Origin of the sequence: Thalassospira indica, from assembly GCF_003403095.1 — a bacterium.
GTDB lineage: Bacteria > Pseudomonadota > Alphaproteobacteria > Rhodospirillales > Thalassospiraceae > Thalassospira > Thalassospira indica.
This window is the reverse complement of record NZ_CP031555.1, coordinates 4,377,209-4,394,619: the sequence shown is the minus strand read 5'-3', so window position 1 is coordinate 4,394,619 and position 17,411 is coordinate 4,377,209. Positions and strand designations below refer to the sequence as shown.

The window sequence follows — 17,411 nt, the reverse complement described above, 5'->3', positions numbered from 1 at the left end:
GCGCGTAGGCGATTTAGCTGCGCGGCTTGAGGTTTTCCGGATCGTAGATCGGTTTGTAGCCGATGCCATAAACTTCGACCGGATAGATCTCGTCCATATAAGACACGATCAGTTTGCGACCTTCCTGGCAGTAGTCCCATGGCAGGTAGGCAAGGGCGATGTTTTTGCCGATGCTTGGACCAAAGGCGATCGAGGTGGTGTAGGAACGACGGCCCAGTTCATCAATCAGGGTTTTGCCAGTTTCCGGATCCATCACCGGCAGACGTCCGACCGGGTAACGGGCAACACTATTGGCATCGACATTGTCGGTCATGATCAGGGTGCAGAGCATGGCTGGTTGATGATCGCGTTCGCGATATTCAACGTGCTTTGCCTTACCGCGGAAGTCGGCTTCCTTGACCTTCGGGCGAGCAAGGTCGGCTTCCAGCAGGTTGTACTGGGTGTGCAGATCTGCGTTCTGCAAGCGCAGCGATTTTTCCAGACGGCGCGAGTTGGCATAGGTTTCAACACCAACCGCCAGAACGCCAATGCCGCGCAGCGCATCCCAGACAGCCAGGCCGTCTTCATAACGCATGTGAAGTTCCCAACCCTGTTCGCCGACATAGGAAATGCGGAAAGCCGAGACGGTTTTGCCAGCAATCCTGATCTGACGGATGGCGGCAAACGGGAAGTTTTCCACATTGAGCGCCTCGGGGTCTTCGACAACCTTTTTAAGGTTCTCACGCGCGTTCGGGCCCCAGATGCCGATGGTGGTGAAATCTTCGGTGACATCGGTGATCGTGACATCCCAGCCCTTATCCTGGGCGGTGCGGCGCATATAAGTCAGGTCACGCGGGCCGGCATCGGCACCATTGACCAGACGGCAGCGGTCTTCCATGCGGAAGACGGTGAAGTCGGCACGCACCATGCCTTCGTCATCAAGCATGTGGGTATAGATACCCTTGCCGATATTGGCATCCCCACCGATCTTGGCAGCGCAGAGCCATTCCATCAGTTCGACGTGATCGGGGCCGGAAATGTCGGTCATGTGGAAGTGCGACAGGTTGATGATGCCGCAATCGTCGCTCATGGCCAGCTGTTCGGCGTTTGATACGCGCCAGAAGTGGCGGTTGTCCCATTCATGTTCACGGACCGGTACGCGGTCAGCGTATTTTTCAAGAAGGTGCTCGTTGGCGGCATAGCCATGTGCACGTTCCCAACCGCCCAGTTCCATGAAGTAACCGCCAAGTTCAACTTCGCGTTCGTAGAACGGCGAACGACGGATACCACGGGCATTGGCGAATGGCTCGCGCGGGTGGACGGGCGGGTTGTAGATCTTTTTTGCCGTTTCATAGCAACGGTCGTGGATATACTGTTCGTTGAGCTGGAACTTGTTAAAGCGCGAGAAATCGACCGAGGCGTGGTCGATGTGCGTGCGGCCATGGGTCATCCAGTCGGCAATCAGTTTGCCCATGCCCGGTCCGTCTTTAATCCAGATGCCAACCGCGTACCAAAGGCCACGCAGGTTCTGACTTTCACCCATGCTTGGGCCGCCGTCGGCTGAGGACTGCAGTAGACCGTTGAACGAGTGGCTTTCGTTAAAGCCAAGCTCGGTCAGGATCGGGGTCAGTTCCATGGCGCGTTCAAGCGGTTCCATGACGTCTTCGAGCTCAAGGTCGCGCTGCGACGGGGACAGGCGTGCCTGATCCTTTTCAAGAATGTCGCGCGGATGGACCAGACGCGGGTTTTCCTCGTAATAGTAACCCCATTCGATCTGGCCACCCTCAGTGCTTTTGGGATCGCCGGTGTCGCGCATATAGGCCGAGTTGCCCTGGTCACGCAGCAAAGGATAGCCGATTTCAACACCGGTACCTTCGAACTGGTTGTACGGCCCGAAGAAGGTCAACGGGTGATCAACCGGCATGACGGGAAGGTCTTCGCCGGCCATTTCCGCAATCAGACGGCCCCAGAGACCGGCACAGACAACAACATAGTCGGCATGGATCGTACCGCGCTCGGTGACCACACCCTTGATGCGGCCATCTTCGGTGATCAATTCAAGCGCCGAGGTGTTGGAAAAGATCTTGAGCTTGCCGGAGGCGACGCCCTGATCAATCAGTTTGCCAGCAACCGTCTGGGAGCGCGGAATAACAAGACCGGCGTCCGGATCCCACATCGCACCCATGATCTGGTCTTCTTCGAGAAGCGGGAATTTTTCCTTGGCTTCAGCGGCAGAGATGATTTTGACGTTGGTGCCAAATGCCTTGCCGGAATCAACGCGGCGTTTAAGTTCACCCATGCGTTCGTGATCACCGACACGTGCCACTTCCAGACCACCGATGCGCGCGTAATGGCCCATTTTTTCATAGAAATTCATGGAATACATGGTGGTCCAGGTGGTCAGCTGATCATGGCTGGTGGCATAGCAGAAGTCGGATGCGTGGGCCGTCGAGCCGATATCGGTCGGAATGCCCGATTTGTCGATGCCAACAATGTCATCCCAGCCGTTTTCGATCAGGTGATGCGCCACCGAGGAACCAACAATACCCCCGAGACCGACGATGACGACTTTGGCCTTGCTTGGAAATGCGCTCATTTCTCTCAATCCTTCTTTCCGAGATGTTTGTCAGTGCTCGGCATGGCGAAAACGCGTCAGGGACCGGTCAAAGCCGGCCCCTTTGCGAAGTTTACTACAAAGTGAAGACAACCGTTCGGTGATCGTTAAGCATCACCCTGCCTTCAAGATGGTATTTAACTGCGCGGGCGAGAACCCGGGATTCGATATCGCGACCAGCTGCGACGAAATCGTCTGCGGACATCGCGTGGTTTACGCGTTCGGTTTCCTGTTCAATGATCGGGCCTTCATCGAGATCCGGCGTGACATAGTGTGCCGTCGCGCCGATCAGTTTCACCCCGCGCTCGTAAGCCTGATGATAGGGCTTTGCGCCCTTGAAGCTTGGCAGGAACGAGTGGTGAATGTTGATGATCATGCCATAGAACTGGCTGGAAAACTCGTTGGTCAGGACCTGCATGTAACGAGCCAGGACAACCAGTTCAGACTTGGTTTCCTTGATCAGGTCAGCAAGTTTGGCTTCCTGTTCAGCCTTGTTTTCCTTGTTCACCGGCCAGTGGTAGAAGGGAATACCTTCCTGATCGGCGACCTTGCGGGCATCTTCGTGGTTCGAAACGATGGCCGCAACTTCGGCGTCGAGCCAGCCGACCTTGATTTGGTAAAGAAGGTGCAGCATCGCATGGTCGAATTTCGACACCATGATGATGATTCTCGGACGGCGTGCAACTTCATCAATCTTGAGCTTCAGGTTAAAGCGATCCACCGCGGGGTTCAGCGACAGGGCAACAGATTCCTTGTCGATATCTGCCGGTGTGATGATCGCAACACGCAGGAAGAACTTGTTGGTGTGGCGGTCCCAGAACTGGTTGGACTCGGCGATATTGGCGCCGCGCGTGGCCAGAGCAGAGGTAACGGTCGCAACGATGCCCGGCTGATCATCACAGGCAACACGAAGGATATAAGAGGTATCATTCACTGGTTTGGTTCCGTCTTGATGTCTCGTGTTGAATGTTAAAGCTGGTTTTCCAGCTGCGGCAGGATTTCAAACAGATCACCGACAATGCCGTAATCTGCGACCTGGAAGATCGGAGCTTCTTCATCGGTATTGATGGCAACGATGATCTTGGAATCCTTCATACCCGCCAGATGCTGGATCGCGCCGGAAATACCACATGCGATATATAGGTCAGGTGCAACGACTTTACCCGTCTGACCAACCTGAAGGTCATTGGGGGCATAGCCCGCATCGACAGCCGCACGCGATGCGCCAACGGCGGCGCCAAGTTTGTCGGCCAATGGCGTGATGACGGATTTGAACTTGTCTTCCGAACCAAGGGCACGGCCACCGGAAACAATAATCTTGGCAGATCCTAGTTCCGGCCGATCATTTTCCGACAGAATGTTTTCAAGGAAGGAAGATTTCCCGCTATTCGCACTGCCCGCGTCAACCGGCTTGATTTCGACAGTGCTTTCGCCAGCCTCGGCTGCGCCAAAGCTTGAGGTTCGGATGGTCAGGACCTTTTTGGTGTCTGTGCTTTGCACCACTTCGATGGCGTTACCGGCATAGATCGGGCGTTTGAAGGTATCGGCATCGACAATTTCCATCACCTCGGACACCTGCATGACATCGAGCAGGGCGGCAACACGCGGCAGAATGTTTTTGCCGTTCGCCGTTGCGGCGGCGACGATGGTGTCGTAATCGTCCGCAAGTGAAACGATCAGGTTGGCTGCATTTTCGGCAAGATGGTTTGCAAGTGCGTCGTTGTCAGCGACCAGGACGCTTCGAATACCGGCAAGTTTGGATGCCTGATCGGCAACCGCACCAATGCCCGCGCCCGCGACCAGAATATCAATATCGCCGCCGATTTGGGTTGCAGCACTCAGGGCCTTTGCGGTCTGTTCGGACAGGGTGGTGTTATCGTGTTCGGCAAAAAGAAGAATAGCCATGATTTCAATCTCCGCCTGGGTCAGATGACGCCAGCTTCATTCTTGAGTTTGTCGGTGAGTTCGGCAACGTCGGCAACCTTGATGCCAGCCTTGCGTGTTGCGGGTTCTTCAACCCGGATCAGGCGCAGGCGCGGGGCAACGGTAACGCCAAAGTCAGCGGCGGTTTTGGTATCGAGCGGCTTTTTCTTTGCCTTCATGATATTGGGAAGCGACGCATAGCGCGGCTCGTTCAGGCGAAGGTCGGCGGTGACAATTGCCGGGAGGCTGACGCTGATGGCCTGAAGACCGCCGTCAACCTCGCGGGTTACTTTTGCATGATCAGCCGAGAGTTCCAGCTTGGAGGCGAAAGTTGCCTGTGACCAACCAAGCAGGGCCGAAAGCATCTGGCCGGTCTGGTTGGCATCGTCGTCAATCGCCTGTTTGCCCAGAATGACAAGGCCGGGTTCCTCGGCGTTCACAACACCTTTGAGGATTTTCGCGACGTCAAGCGGCTCAACCGGACCATCAACCGTGACCAGGATGGCGCGATCAGCACCCATGGCAAGGGCGGTGCGCAGGGTTTCCTGTGCCTGTGCCGGACCAATCGAAACGGCGACGATTTCGTCAGCCTGACCGGATTCCTTAAGGCGAATGGCTTCTTCGACCGCGATCTCGTCGAAGGGGTTCATCGACATTTTGACATTGGCAAGGTCGACACAGGAACCATCCGCCTTGACGCGGATCTTCACGTTGTAGTCGACGACCCGTTTGACCGGTACGAGAACCTTCATCATTTCCCTCTCTGACGAAATCCGGATCAAACAAACTTTTGGCCCGGGGTGGGTGCGTCTTGCAGCAACCCGATGTAAGTTTCAAAGACTGGAAGCGTTACGCGATGCGACACTACCGGAGGCGATATTGACCGTGGTGCAATTCTGGATGCCGAGTTTCCGGGGTCGGGGCAATTTGGACACGTTTCTGGCGATCATTCCGGGGCGCGAATGTACTGTTTGCCGATTTTGGCATCTTGATCGCAATCCGATTGTTGATTCTGCCGTGACCCTGTGTTTCTCTTGCTTAGCCGACATACCCTTCGGTATCATGAAAAGTAATCTGGCGACTTTTTGCGCCAAAAAATAGAATGTTTGCGTCAAAGTGAGATTACCGCTACGACAAAGCCGGTAACCTTGTCTGTATCGGAGGAACCGATGCTCAAGAAGCCTGAAGCACGTGCCCAGACTGCGCCGCGTTTAACCGTCGGTTTTATCCTCGCAAAACGCTTTACATTGTGCGCCTTCGCCAATTTTGTTGATGTTCTGCGTCTTGCCGCAGACGAAGGGGATCGCAGTCGTCCGATCCTGTGTAAATGGACGGTTCTGTCCGACACGATGGACCCGATCACATCAAGTAGCGGCATCGCGGTGCAGCCCAAGGAACGCTTGGGCGATCCAAGGCGGTTCAATTATATCGTAGTTGTTGGCGGGCTGATGGATGACGCCGAGAAGCTGAGCCCGGCTTATCAGAAATTCCTGCATGAGGCGGCCGCGGCCGGGGTGCCGCTTGTCGGTGTTTGCACCGGGGTCTTTATGCTGCATGAGGCCGGGCTTCTTGACGGGTATCGTTGTTGTGTCAGTTGGTTCCATCATTCCGAAGTTGTCGAACAGTTCGAAGGGCTTGACCCGGTAACCGAACAGATTTTCGTGGTCGATAGGGATAGGTTGACCTGTTCGGGTGGGGTCAGTTCGGCACATTTGGCGGCCTATCTGGTGGACAAGCATGTCGGGCGGGCGCAGGCGAATAAAAGCCTGCATATCATGATTATTGACGATGCCCTTCAGGCGGAAAAACCGCAGCCGGGCATCCCGCTTGATTTGAAGACGCAGGATCAGATCGTGCAGCGCGCGCTTTTGATCATGCAACAAAATATCGACATGCCGATTTCGGTTCAGGAAATTGCGCGCCGCATGGGCAATAGCAAACGCCAGATCGAACGGCATTTCAGGATGGCACTTGATACATCACCACAGGTGGCGTTTCTGAATATCCGCCTTGATCTGGCCCAGCACCTGATCGAGAAAAGCGACAAGTCGGTTGCCCAGATTGCGGTTGATTGCGGCTTTTGCGACTCGTCGCACCTTAGCCGGATGTTCCGCCGTCGTTATGGCTGTACGCCACAGGCATTGCGCCGCCCGATCCCGGATTCACTGGCGTCCAGTGCGATGGTCGAAGACGCACCGCAGCTTGAGGCTGGGGCATAATAAAAAAACGCCCTGCTTACTGTGAAGGTAAGCAGGGCGTTTGAATTGATGCGCCAGAGATTGCCGAGCGTATTAAATCTCGACCTCGACATCGGAAAGCGGGGTGGAGCAGCAAATCAGGATCTTGCCCTGATCAATTTCGCGCTGACGGATGCCGCCACCATGATTCATATCGACATCGCCCGATACCAGTTTGGATTTGCAGGTGCCGCAAATGCCGCGCTGACAGGATGACATCGGCATCAGGCCTGCTTCCTTGGCAGCCGACAGGATGGTCATCCCCGGGCTGCATTCGACCACATGACCGGTCTTGCTGAAGCTGACACGGAAGGTTTGCTCGCTGATTTCCGGTGCGACAGAGGCGTGCTCTTCGAAGGTGCCCGCAGTCTCGGCCCCGAAATCAAAGCTTTCCTCATAATACTTGCCCATGTCGAAGCCGGCTTCTTCGAGCATGTTGCGAACCCCTTCCATGAAGCGGCCCGGTCCACAACAAAACACCTTGCGATCCTTGAAGTCGGGCGACATCAGCGACAACATCGCCAAGCTCAGACGGCCGGTATAGCCGGTCCACTGATGGCTTGCAGACGTGCTGTCGCAGGTCAGAGCAACCTTGAGCGTCGGGTTTTGTGACGCCAGAAGGGCAAGTTCATCACGGAAAATCAGATCAGACGGCGTGCGCGCTGCATGAACGAAATGAAGGTCGGTCGGTTCTGACAGGTCACAGGCGGTACGTGTCATCGACATCATCGGGGTGATGCCGCTGCCTGCTGAAATGAACAGAAGCTTCTCTTCACCGGTTGCATCGGCGGTAAATTCGCCGCCCGGGCCAGAGACATTGATTTCCTTGCCCGGGAGCATGTTGTCATGCAGCCAGTTCGAACCCGGGCCACCCGGAACCCGTTTAACCGTAATTTCAATACGGTACGGGCGGGCTGCCGAGGCCGAGATGGTATAGCAACGGGTAATCATGCCATCGACCGGCAGTTCAAAGGTCATGAACTGGCCGGGGTAAAAACGAAACGCCCGCGGTTCGCGCGCAGAAAAGACAAAGGTCTTTACGTCATGCGTTTCCTGACGCACCTGACGGCAGACAAGAACGTCGTCATTCTCCGGGTCCCAAAGCGGGACCCGGGTGACTTCGGTCAGAATTTCTTCCACCGGGGCTTCATTGCCCTTGTTGCTGTCAGTGGTGTTCTTGTCGGTCATTCTGCGGCAATCCCGGCTTTGGTCGATGCAAAGTGGTCTTCCAGACGCTTGATGTACCAGTCACAGAACGCCTCGACATGCGGTTCGGTAAACTTGGAATAGGGGCCCGGTTCGTATGCAGGTTGTTCACTGCCAATCTGGGCAAGACGCACAAGGTCTGCATCCTGCTGGTTGGTCATGTTCCACACATGGGTGAGGTTATCAAGGTTGTAATCCTCGTTCTCGTGCGCGTCCTTGTGAACCAGCCAGGTCGTGCGCACTAGCGTTCTGTTCGGCGATAGCGGCAGGACACTGAACGTGACCACATGGTCGGCCATGAAGTGGTGCCAGGAGTTCGGATGCGTCCAGAAGCTCAGGCCACCAAGTTTGGCATCGGTGAAATTGCCAAGCAGTTTTTTGGAGGCTGATTTTGTATCAAGAGTATGCGATTCCCCTTCACGCATCAGCGGCAGACGCATGGTGCGGAAACCGGTCACGTTCGACAAATGATCCTGTTCGGCGGACGGCAGACCGCACGCTTCCCAGCGGGCATGGTCATTGGCGATGGTTTGGCTATATTTCGCAACGTCTTCGGAGCGGCGCTGATCAAGTTCATCAGGCGAGAAGCCAAATCCAAATTCCGAGAGCGGCACGGTCAGTTGTGGGTGGTTGCCCTCGCAGTGATAGCACTCGCGGTTGTTTTCCATGGTCAGCTTCCAGTTTCCTTCCTCGATCAGTTCGGAAACGTGGGCGACCTTGCAGTTGGCAAGATCGTGCGGCGCAAGATAGGGTTCCATGACCTTGGCCATGTCTTCGATATCGGCCGGTGCATCCTTGGCAAGGCAGATAAAGATCAGGCCAGCGATGGAACGAACATGGACCGTTTTAAGGCCATGGCAGCTTTTATCAAATCCCGATCCCATGTGTTCGGCAAGGATAAGGTCGCCATCCTCGTTATAGGTCCAGCCATGATACCGGCAGACGATATTGCCAATCGTGGTCTGGCGTTCGTCGATCAGTTTCGCACCGCGGTGACGGCAAACGTTATGGAAGGCACGAATCCCCATGTCGTCGCCACGCAGGATCAGGATTGACGCGCCGCCGATTTCAACGGTGACGCAGTCGCCCGGTTCCGGAAGTTCCGGCTCTACGCCAACAAAAATCCAGTTCTGGCCAAAGATCACTTCCATATCCAGATCGAGAATACCCTGGTCACTGTAAAACGGTGCTTCAAGGCTTTTGAATGTCTGGCGGCGGGCGACGAGTTTTTGAATGTCAGAAGAATGCATGGTCGGATACCTCGGCTTTTCTCAATGGTATCTGGATGGAATCCTGTGCATGGCTAGCCGTTTGCATCAGGGCGTAAGCATATCACCGAACGCGTTCATCGGTGTACAGACAATTGAAACCGGTTGTCTCCGGCCTCGGGCTTATTTCCTGGACGTCTTCGGTGGCTAACTGCGCGCGAGTAAGTTGGTATTGCCGAGGTAGCTGACAGTTTGGTGTTCTTGCACTGTGTGTTGAACCCGAACGCAGTAACCCGTGCCCCGCAATCCCCAAGGTGCAGGCACGATTTGTATTCGCAACCAAAGGCGAATACGAAAAGTGGTTCACGTACGCTTTACGTGCTGGTCTGCGGGCTGTCAGTTGCACCCAAAGTCTCCCTCTACTCCGCCGGCAGGTAACCTGCTCTTTGGCACGCCCACAGTAAAGAGTGAGCGATCCGAAAATCTATTTCTAAATGAGGTCGCTAAGGGAGAAAGCATAAGTCAATTGGGCAGTAGTTTTGCGACGCAGTTATCATTGTCAGGCACGCGATACCGGCTAGGTGGCCTTTGTCTGGAGAAATTTCAATGTGCAGCGGCAGATTTCCTTGCTTTTTTGACCTTGCTGGAGGGCAATGGCATCATCATTACAACAAACTGTGAAAATTGGGGATTCGGGTGATGAAAGTCGGAATTGTCGGGGCCGGAATGGTCGGAAGTTCGGCGGGCTATGCGCTTGCCGTCATGGGACTCGCAAGTTCGGTGGTTCTGGTTGATCAGAACCATGATCTGGCCGTCGCCCAAGCCGAAGACATTGCGCACGCAGTGCCCTTTCTATCCTCAACAATCGTCGAGGCGGCTGACTATGTCGGGCTTGCCGGGGCATCGGTGATCATCCTTGCCGCCGGGGTCAGTCAGAAACCCGGTGAAAGCAGGCTGGCTTTGCTGGAAAGAAACGCAGCCGTTTTCAAGGACGTGGTCGGCAATGTTCTTGCGGTGGCGCCTGACGCAATTCTCCTGATTGCGTCGAACCCGGTCGATATCATGACCCAGATCACGCAACGGATATCCGGGTTGCCTGCCAACCGCGTGATCGGTTCGGGGACCATCCTTGATACTGCCCGTTTCCGCAGTCTTTTGGGGCGTCATCTGGGCATTTCGCCGCAATCGGTTCATTCCTATGTTCTTGGCGAACATGGCGACAGCGAAGTTCTGGCCTGGTCGAATGCCAAGGTGGGATCGCTTTCACTGGCCGATATTGCCGCCCAGGTCGGATCCCCGATTACAGAACATGTACGTGCCACCATTGATGATGGTGTGCGCAATGCAGCTTATAAAATCATCAAGGGCAAGGGGGCGACCTATTACGGGATCGGGGCCGGCTTGGCGCGGATCATCAAGGCGATTGCTCGGGATCAGCATGACGTTCTGACCGTATCGTGCGTGACCCCCGAAATTGTCGGGGTCAAGGACGTTGCACTGTCCATTCCCCGCGTGGTCGGGGCGCAAGGGATTGAGACCGATCTGATGCCTGACCTTGTCAGTGCAGAGCGTGACGGCCTTGAAAAAAGTGCGCGGCTTTTGAAGAACAGTGTTGAGTCAATTCGGCTGTAACGTGGTCTGTTATGTGCCTATGATCGCGGCAGGTCGACGTTTGCTGCGCATGGCGCGCAAGGTTGTGCCAAAGGCCTGCGCATAGGCCCGGCTGAGTGCCGCGTGGCTTTTGAACCCGGTTTGAAGGGCGATATCGGCAAGCTTCATGTCGGTTGATCTTGCCAGATCACGGGCCCGGCCAAGGCGCAGCATCTGATAATATTTGCCCGGCGCCATTTGAAGATTTTCCTGAAAGGCGCGATCCAGACTGCGCAACGAACATCCCGCGTGGCTCGCGATGGATTTCAGCGCAACCGGTGTTTCGATATGGGCGATCATTTCGGCAACCGCACGCCTTACATGATCCGCGCTCGGACCATGTAACCTGTCTGCGCCGCGTCCAGATATATTGGGGGCGCCGTGCCGCTGATGACAGGCATCATAGACAAACAGATTGCTGACATCAAAGGCAACCGCTGGCCCATATTGCCGCGCGAGGATGTGCAGCATCATTTCCATGACGGTTGCGGCCCCCCCGGATGTGATCATTTTACCGTCTTCGACAAAGCGATCGGTCAATACGGTGACATCGGTGAACTGTTCACGGAACTGATCAAGTTCCTGCCAATGGATGGTTGCCGATTTGCCCGCCAACATATTGCACGACGCCAGCAACCATGCGGCGGTATCGACACCGATCACGGTGTTGGCATGTTGCGCAGCATTTTGCAGTCGTGCGCGGGTACGCGAAGATAAATGTTGGCGCATATCATAGCCCGATATCACCACCAGATAATCAATCCGCGTCGGATCGGGGATGGCATTCAGGGCAGCCCTGGGCGTGATGACAAGATCACTGGAACTTGTCGCGGGTGTTCCGTCAATTGTGCAGATATCCCAACGGATGTCGGATCCGTTCGGCAGGCCTGCAGCTGCGCGCAACGGTTCCAGCGCACTGGCCAGAACCAGATTGGAAAATCCGTCAAACAGGACAAAGACAAATCGATGATGCGTGCTTGGCATGATCAGAAAAGTAAATGACGGAATATGTAAAATCAATATCGGCAATCGAGATATCCTGATGGCAGAGAATGATTGCAAAAACAGTGAGGCCATCATGCCGCTTTCGATGAACAAGGAAGTCTTCATTACCGCCGCCGTTACAGGGTCTGGCGGAACACAGGACAAATCCCCGCATGTGCCAAGATCCCCCGAACAGATTGCCAATAGCGCGATTGACGCGGCGAAGGCCGGGGCGGCCGTGGTGCATTGCCATGTCCGTGATCCCGAAACCGGGGCACCGTCACGTGACTTGAAATATTACCGCGAACTGACCGAACGGGTGCGTGCCGCGGATGTTGATGTTGTTCTGAACCTGACCGCCGGCATGGGCGGGGATATCGTCTTTGGCTCCACCGAGGCGCCGCTTCCGGTTAATGAAGCCGCGACTGACATGATCGGGGCCACTGAACGCATGGCTCACATCGCCGATTGCCTGCCGGAAATCTGCACCCTTGATTGCGGCACGATGAACTTTGCCGAGGCCGATTATGTCATGACCAACACGCCGGGCATGTTGCGCGCCATGGGTCAGATGATGACCGATCTTGGCGTCAAGCCCGAGATCGAGGCATTCGATACCGGCCATCTGTGGTTTGCCAAGCAACTGGTAAGTGAAGGCATTCTTGAAAGTCCGGCTCTGGTGCAGCTTTGCATGGGCATTCCGTGGGGCGCGCCCAATGACCTCAATACCTTTATGGCGATGGTCAATAATGTGCCTTCTGACTGGAATTGGTCGGCCTTTTCCATTGGACGTGATCAGATGCCCTATGTTGCGGCATCGGTTCTGGCTGGTGGGAATGTCCGGGTTGGTCTGGAAGACAATATCTATCTGTCCAAAGGCGTGCTTGCCACCAACGCCCAACTAGTTGAGCGCGCGGTTGGCATTATCGAAGGCATGGGGACCACCGTGATTGGCCCGGATGCGGTCCGCAAGAAGCTTGGCCTGACCAAGCGGGAACCACGCTAATGTCCACTAGTACAAACAAAAAAGCTGCAATCATTGGCGGTGGTGTCATTGGTGGCGGCTGGGCCTCGCGCTTTTTGCTAAATGGCTGGGATGTCGCGGTTTTCGACCCCGATCCACAGGCAAAACGCAAGATCAACGAAGTACTGGCCAATGCGCGCTGCAGCCTGCCCGCACTGTATGATCGCTCCTTGCCTGATGAGGGTACGCTGACTTTCCATGACGACCTGGCAAAAGCCGTTTCTGATGCGCAGTGGATTCAGGAAAGCGTGCCCGAACAGCTTGCGCTTAAACACAAGATCCTCGCACAAATTCAGGCCCATGCCCCGTCGGACTGCCTGATCGGGTCATCGACGTCGGGCTTTAAGCCAAGTGAGTTGCAGCAAGGATCGATCAAACCCGAACAGATCGTTGTCGCCCATCCGTTCAACCCGGTTTATCTGTTGCCCTTGATTGAAGTGGTGCCGTCGGCTGCGACCGACGCATCGGTGCTTGAGGCGGGGTGTGATTTGCTGCGCTCCGTCGGGCTTAAGCCACTTGTCGTGCGCAAGGAAATTGACGCCCATATTGCCGACCGACTGCTTGAGGCCGTTTGGCGCGAAGGGCTGTGGCTTGTTCATGACGAGGTCGCCACAACCGAGGAAATTGATGACGCCATCCGCTATGGCTTTGGGTTGCGCTGGGCACAGATGGGATTGTTTGAAACCTATCGCATTGCTGGTGGCGAGGCCGGGATGGAACATTTCATCGGGCAGTTCGGACCGGCACTTAAATGGCCATGGACGAAGCTTATGGATGTGCCGGAACTGACTCCGGAACTGACCGCGCGTATTGCGCAGCAATCAGATGATCAATCTGGCCATATGAGCATCCGCGACCTTGAGCGCCTGCGCGATGACAACCTTGTCGGTATGATGCGTGCGCTCAAAAAATCGGGCAGTGGTGCAGGTGGTACGATCAATGATCATGAAGCGTCCCTGCCTGAACCGATGCCGATGGATGATCTTCCGGTGACGGGCGATCGACAGATCCCGCAAAGCTGGACCGACTATAACGGGCACATGAACGAAGCCCACTATGTTGAAGTCAGCGCACAGGCAAGCGACCGCTTCATGGAGATGATCGGTGCGGACGCCGATTACATTGCCAACGGCGGCAGCTATTTCACCGTGGAAACCCACGTTTGCTACCTGAACGAAATCAGTGCCGGGGATCATATTCGGGTCACGACACAACTGATCAACGGCGAAGGCAAGAAGCTTCATCTGTTCCATCGCCTGATCAATGATGAGGGGGCTGTGGCCGCAACCGTGGAAACCCTGTTGTTGCATGTGGATATTAAAACCCGCCGCACATCCGAGCCCGGCGGTGTGGTGGCAACCAATCTGGCTGAAATGGCCAAACGCCATGCAAGCCTAGCCAAACCCGATCAGCTTGGGCGTGCAATCGGTTAGGCCGAATGCCTTATCCGTTTTGCATCGAACCAGTTCACAATAACGTTGTGACATGTCCCTGCAGTCTTTAACTGCGGGGGCATCCGCGTTAGGCTGCTCCATCACGTCTTTGACCAAGGATCCGTTGATGGCCAATTCCGATCAGGTTTCTTCCAAAATGACCTATGACCCGATGCCGGAGGAAGACGGCATTCGTGCCTTTATCGCCAAATGCGACGGGTTCTATCCGCCCGATGCGGTGGCGGCATCCATTGACCAGCAACGCAGTTGGTATGATGCTCTGTGCGCTGAATTTGCATTCCCCCATCCGGACGGAATGCACGTCGAAGATGACGTGATTGCCGATGTACCGGTGCGCCATTACCGCCCGGCCGATTGCACCTCACACCACAAGATCGTCTATATGCATGGCGGTGGCTTTGTGGTTGGTTCGCGCGATAGCCATGATGCGATTTGTGCGGAAATATCCGAGGCGGCAAAGGCAGAACTGATCGCGATTGATTATCGTCTTGCGCCGGAACATATCTGGCCAGCTCAGCATGAAGATTGCCATCGGGTGACCCAAAGTATTTTGGCATCGGGCAAGAAGATTGTTCTGGTTGGCGACAGTGCTGGTGGCATGCTGGCCGCCGGGATCGCGGTTCGGGCCCGCGAAGAAGGTTTTGGCGATCGCGTTTTGGGGCAGGTCCTCATTTATCCGGCCCTTGGTGGCGATTTGAACTGGCCCAGCTACGGGCAGATGGCCAATGCGCCGGGGCTGAGCACTGACGACGTGATTTATTACCGTGATGTGCTGAAGGCACCGATGGATGATCCGTTTGCCCATGCGCTTTCAGTCGATGATCTGCGTGGACTTCCGCCGACCTTTATCACAGCGGCCTATTTTGATCCGCTGCGTGATGACGGTCGAGAATATACCGCCCGTCTTGCCCGTGCAGGTATTTCCGTGCAGTACCGCGAAGAACCGCAAATGATCCATGGCTGGCTGCGTGCCAGGCATATGAGCCCGGGGGCAAAAACAGCGTTCGGGCATCTGTGCGATGCCATCGCTACTATGGTTGAGTAGGAATAGCAAAAAGGGCCGGTCATCCGGCCCTTTTTTCGTGAAGATGGTTACATGAAGTTTCGGGGAATGGTCTTTTCCCAAGTTTTTTCAAAGACCTGTTCACTGCCTTCATAACCGATGACCCAGGCCGACACATACCAATTGTGACGGTCACATGTCAGTTCTGCGTGGCAATCTGTCCGCACTGACCATTCATCGCGTTCAAGATCGCAGGTCCAGGCGGCTTCACCCGTGACGGATGTCGGATCAAGCGGATTGATCGTCCAGGTTTCGCTGCGTACTTGGCGGGTCGACAGGCGTGAGTCCGGATGTTCATTAACACCCGTATCTTCATAGATGCGATAGCGCGTTTCATTCTGCGTCAGGTTGCGCTGAACGCTGCGTTCCGTCCGGCCCGGTTTGTGTTCGATATATTTGGGCAGCGGATCGGGATTGTCGGGTTCCTTAACCTCGATCTTTTCATGCGCGCCGAGCAACGGCAGATCAAACGCAATTGAAGACGGCGCAATGGTCAGGCCCGCATCAAAAGGCGGCGGCAGGATCATTGGCCAATAGGATGTCGAAAGCGCCAGACGCAGGCGATGCCCCGCATTGAAACGATACCCACAGGCATCAAGCACCAGCGTAATGGTGACTTTCTGGCCACGCGGCATTGGCTTTGGATCTGCATAGTTGGCATCAAGCTCGCGATGAGCAAGGTTAAGCACACCGAACGATACGCGGGTTGCCGTGCCATCCGGATGGACATCGACCAGACGCGCACACAGGTTTGACCAGTCCGCATCACATTCCAGATCAACCCGCAACACCGGACGACCCAGAAGGTCGATCTCGGCCTCAAGCGGGGCGGTTTCAAAGACAAGCGATCCGGCGTCATCAGGACGCTGATCAATTGCCATTTCGGCATCGGGTTTCAGTGTGAAGTACTCGCCCGCCGCGGTGCCGGTATCAAGCGGTGACTTCAGGTAAATGTCGGGCGCAATTGACGCATCGTCGGCGGCGTCAAAGGCAAGCTTGCCGTCATTGACATAAAGGGTTTTGGTTTCCGGCTGCGACCAGTTGTCCTTGGCAATCCAGAAGCCCGGATCAAAATCACGGCGCGGTGCCGGTTTGGGGCCATTCAGGATATAGGCGCGCATCTGCGGCAGGTCATCCATACCGTTATCATCACCCCGCAGCCACTTGTTCCACCATTTGATGGCTTCGCTCGTGAAGTCAGCACGTGGTTTTGGCCAGGCGAAATGCGGGTATTTGTGCACCCATGGGCCGATCAGGGCCTTGGACCTGTCTGGCATGCCTTCAATCGCGCGCATTGGCGTGTTGCGATAGCCATCAGCCCACCCGGCCAAAACCATCGACGGGATTTTGACTTCATCAAAATCCTCGCAAATCGAGGCGTGCTTCCAATATTCATCACGGGTCTGATGTTGCAGCCATTCCTCAAGGAAAAACGGTTCTTCCTTAAGACGATCCAGCCACATCGCGCGCCAGTCATCGCCAACAAGCGCCGGGTCTGGTGAGCGTGACTGATAGGCCAACATGGTGCCGGCCCACGAAAGCTGCGCACCCAGATGACAGCCATTTTTGTAATGAATGTCGTCGTTGTAGCGATCCACGGTGGATGCGATGGAAATCACGGCCTTAAGCGCCGGAGGATTAAGGGCTGCGACCTGCAGGCAGTTAAATCCTCCCCAGGAAATTCCCATCATGCCGACCGATCCGTTGCACCATGGCTGATCGGCGATCCAGGCAATCAGTTCGCAAGCATTGGCCAGTTCAAGTTCGGTATATTCACCGTCAATCACACCATCTGATTCACCTGATCCGCGAATATCAATCCGCACGCCGGCAATGCCGGCCTTGGCAAATTGGGGATAGGTCGACTCATCGCGCGCACAGGTCCCATCGCCCTTGCGATAGGGTAGAAACTCAAACACTGTCGGAACCGGATCGTTTTCGGCATTTTCGGGCATCCACATGCGGGCAGCCAATCGGGTGCCGTCTGCGATGGTGATAAAGGTGTTTTCAATAACAGTGAAATTTCTGTCGGACATATTGGGGCGTGGTCCTTTGGATTGGTTATGTGG

At 55.4% G+C, this 17,411-nt stretch carries 13 protein-coding genes; 5 read left to right on the top strand and 8 right to left on the bottom strand.

All coding sequences use genetic code 11. From position 1 onward, the window contains the following. Positions 1 to 13: 13 nt before the first annotated feature. From DY252_RS20525 to DY252_RS20510, 4 genes are all read right to left on the bottom strand, one after another. Complete coding sequence (locus DY252_RS20525) at positions 14 to 2,575, bottom strand: GcvT family protein (protein ID WP_064788648.1); 2,562 nt, start codon at positions 2,573 to 2,575, stop codon at positions 14 to 16. Positions 2,576 to 2,669: 94 nt separating this feature from the next. Next, a complete protein-coding gene (gene purU, locus DY252_RS20520) occupies positions 2,670 to 3,527 on the bottom strand; it encodes a formyltetrahydrofolate deformylase (RefSeq protein WP_064788649.1) in 858 nt (285 codons plus the stop codon). A gap of 35 nt (positions 3,528 to 3,562) precedes the next feature. Beyond that, positions 3,563 to 4,498 carry an electron transfer flavoprotein subunit alpha/FixB family protein gene (locus DY252_RS20515; protein ID WP_064788650.1) on the bottom strand — a complete coding sequence of 312 codons (936 nt, stop codon included), beginning with the start codon at positions 4,496 to 4,498 and terminating at the stop codon, positions 3,563 to 3,565. A 20-nt stretch (positions 4,499 to 4,518) separates the two neighbouring features. Next, on the bottom strand, positions 4,519 to 5,268 hold the full coding sequence (locus DY252_RS20510) for an electron transfer flavoprotein subunit beta/FixA family protein (RefSeq protein WP_064788651.1): 750 nt from the start codon (positions 5,266 to 5,268) through the stop codon (positions 4,519 to 4,521). 417 nt (positions 5,269 to 5,685) lie between these two features. Here DY252_RS20510 and DY252_RS20505 point away from each other — a divergent pair, with 417 nt between their 5' ends. Further along, complete coding sequence (locus DY252_RS20505) at positions 5,686 to 6,735, top strand: GlxA family transcriptional regulator (RefSeq protein WP_064788652.1); 1,050 nt, start codon at positions 5,686 to 5,688, stop codon at positions 6,733 to 6,735. A gap of 72 nt (positions 6,736 to 6,807) precedes the next feature. Here DY252_RS20505 and DY252_RS20500 read toward each other — a convergent pair whose 3' ends face one another. Further along, positions 6,808 to 7,941 (bottom strand): FAD-binding oxidoreductase, encoded by a 1,134-nt coding sequence (locus DY252_RS20500; protein WP_082923449.1) that lies wholly within the window; start codon positions 7,939 to 7,941, stop codon positions 6,808 to 6,810. After that, complete coding sequence (locus DY252_RS20495; RefSeq protein WP_064788653.1) at positions 7,938 to 9,209, bottom strand: aromatic ring-hydroxylating oxygenase subunit alpha; 1,272 nt, start codon at positions 9,207 to 9,209, stop codon at positions 7,938 to 7,940. The genes DY252_RS20500 and DY252_RS20495 overlap by 4 nt, the downstream gene beginning before the upstream one ends. Before the next feature lie 657 nt (positions 9,210 to 9,866). On the opposite strand from DY252_RS20495, the gene DY252_RS20490 reads away from it, so the two are divergent. Further along, the gene (locus DY252_RS20490) at positions 9,867 to 10,799 is read left to right on the top strand and encodes an L-lactate dehydrogenase (RefSeq protein ID WP_064788654.1); all 933 of its coding nucleotides are present in this window, start codon (positions 9,867 to 9,869) and stop codon (positions 10,797 to 10,799) included. 9 nt (positions 10,800 to 10,808) lie between these two features. Here DY252_RS20490 and DY252_RS20485 read toward each other — a convergent pair whose 3' ends face one another. Beyond that, a complete protein-coding gene (locus tag DY252_RS20485) occupies positions 10,809 to 11,846 on the bottom strand; it encodes a GlxA family transcriptional regulator (RefSeq protein ID WP_165374929.1) in 1,038 nt (345 codons plus the stop codon). A gap of 13 nt (positions 11,847 to 11,859) precedes the next feature. Here DY252_RS20485 and bcoG point away from each other — a divergent pair, with 13 nt between their 5' ends. The 3 genes from bcoG (at position 11,860) to DY252_RS20470 (ending at position 15,324) form a co-directional block, all read left to right on the top strand. Continuing rightward, on the top strand, positions 11,860 to 12,807 hold the full coding sequence (gene bcoG / locus DY252_RS20480; protein ID WP_231959698.1) for a 3-dehydrocarnitine:acetyl-CoA trimethylamine transferase BcoG: 948 nt from the start codon (positions 11,860 to 11,862) through the stop codon (positions 12,805 to 12,807). Continuing rightward, positions 12,807 to 14,258, top strand: a complete 1,452-nt coding sequence (locus DY252_RS20475; RefSeq protein WP_064788656.1) for a carnitine 3-dehydrogenase — start codon at positions 12,807 to 12,809, stop codon at positions 14,256 to 14,258. Before bcoG ends, DY252_RS20475 begins: the two co-directional genes overlap by 1 nt. A gap of 127 nt (positions 14,259 to 14,385) precedes the next feature. Beyond that, positions 14,386 to 15,324, top strand: coding sequence for an alpha/beta hydrolase (locus DY252_RS20470; RefSeq protein WP_129542780.1), 939 nt, complete (start codon positions 14,386 to 14,388; stop codon positions 15,322 to 15,324). 47 nt (positions 15,325 to 15,371) lie between these two features. Here DY252_RS20470 and DY252_RS20465 read toward each other — a convergent pair whose 3' ends face one another. Beyond that, the gene (locus DY252_RS20465; protein WP_064788657.1) at positions 15,372 to 17,378 is read right to left on the bottom strand and encodes a CocE/NonD family hydrolase; all 2,007 of its coding nucleotides are present in this window, start codon (positions 17,376 to 17,378) and stop codon (positions 15,372 to 15,374) included. Positions 17,379 to 17,411 lie beyond the last annotated feature (33 nt).

Excerpts from the sequence above, each read along its gene's own strand:
- DY252_RS20525 (WP_064788648.1), bottom strand. The coding sequence starts at position 2,575 with ATGAGCGCATTTCCAAGCAAGGCCAAAGTCGTCATCGTCGGTCTCGGG.
- DY252_RS20515 (WP_064788650.1), bottom strand. The coding sequence starts at position 4,498 with ATGGCTATTCTTCTTTTTGCCGAACACGATAACACCACCCTGTCCGAA.
- DY252_RS20510 (WP_064788651.1), bottom strand. The coding sequence starts at position 5,268 with ATGAAGGTTCTCGTACCGGTCAAACGGGTCGTCGACTACAACGTGAAG.
- DY252_RS20505 (WP_064788652.1), top strand. The coding sequence starts at position 5,686 with ATGCTCAAGAAGCCTGAAGCACGTGCCCAGACTGCGCCGCGTTTAACC.
- DY252_RS20500 (WP_082923449.1), bottom strand. The coding sequence starts at position 7,941 with ATGACCGACAAGAACACCACTGACAGCAACAAGGGCAATGAAGCCCCG.
- DY252_RS20495 (WP_064788653.1), bottom strand. The coding sequence starts at position 9,209 with ATGCATTCTTCTGACATTCAAAAACTCGTCGCCCGCCGCCAGACATTC.
- DY252_RS20490 (WP_064788654.1), top strand. The coding sequence starts at position 9,867 with ATGAAAGTCGGAATTGTCGGGGCCGGAATGGTCGGAAGTTCGGCGGGC.
- bcoG (WP_231959698.1), top strand. The coding sequence starts at position 11,860 with ATGGCAGAGAATGATTGCAAAAACAGTGAGGCCATCATGCCGCTTTCG.
- DY252_RS20475 (WP_064788656.1), top strand. The coding sequence starts at position 12,807 with ATGTCCACTAGTACAAACAAAAAAGCTGCAATCATTGGCGGTGGTGTC.
- DY252_RS20470 (WP_129542780.1), top strand. The coding sequence starts at position 14,386 with ATGGCCAATTCCGATCAGGTTTCTTCCAAAATGACCTATGACCCGATG.
- DY252_RS20465 (WP_064788657.1), bottom strand. The coding sequence starts at position 17,378 with ATGTCCGACAGAAATTTCACTGTTATTGAAAACACCTTTATCACCATC.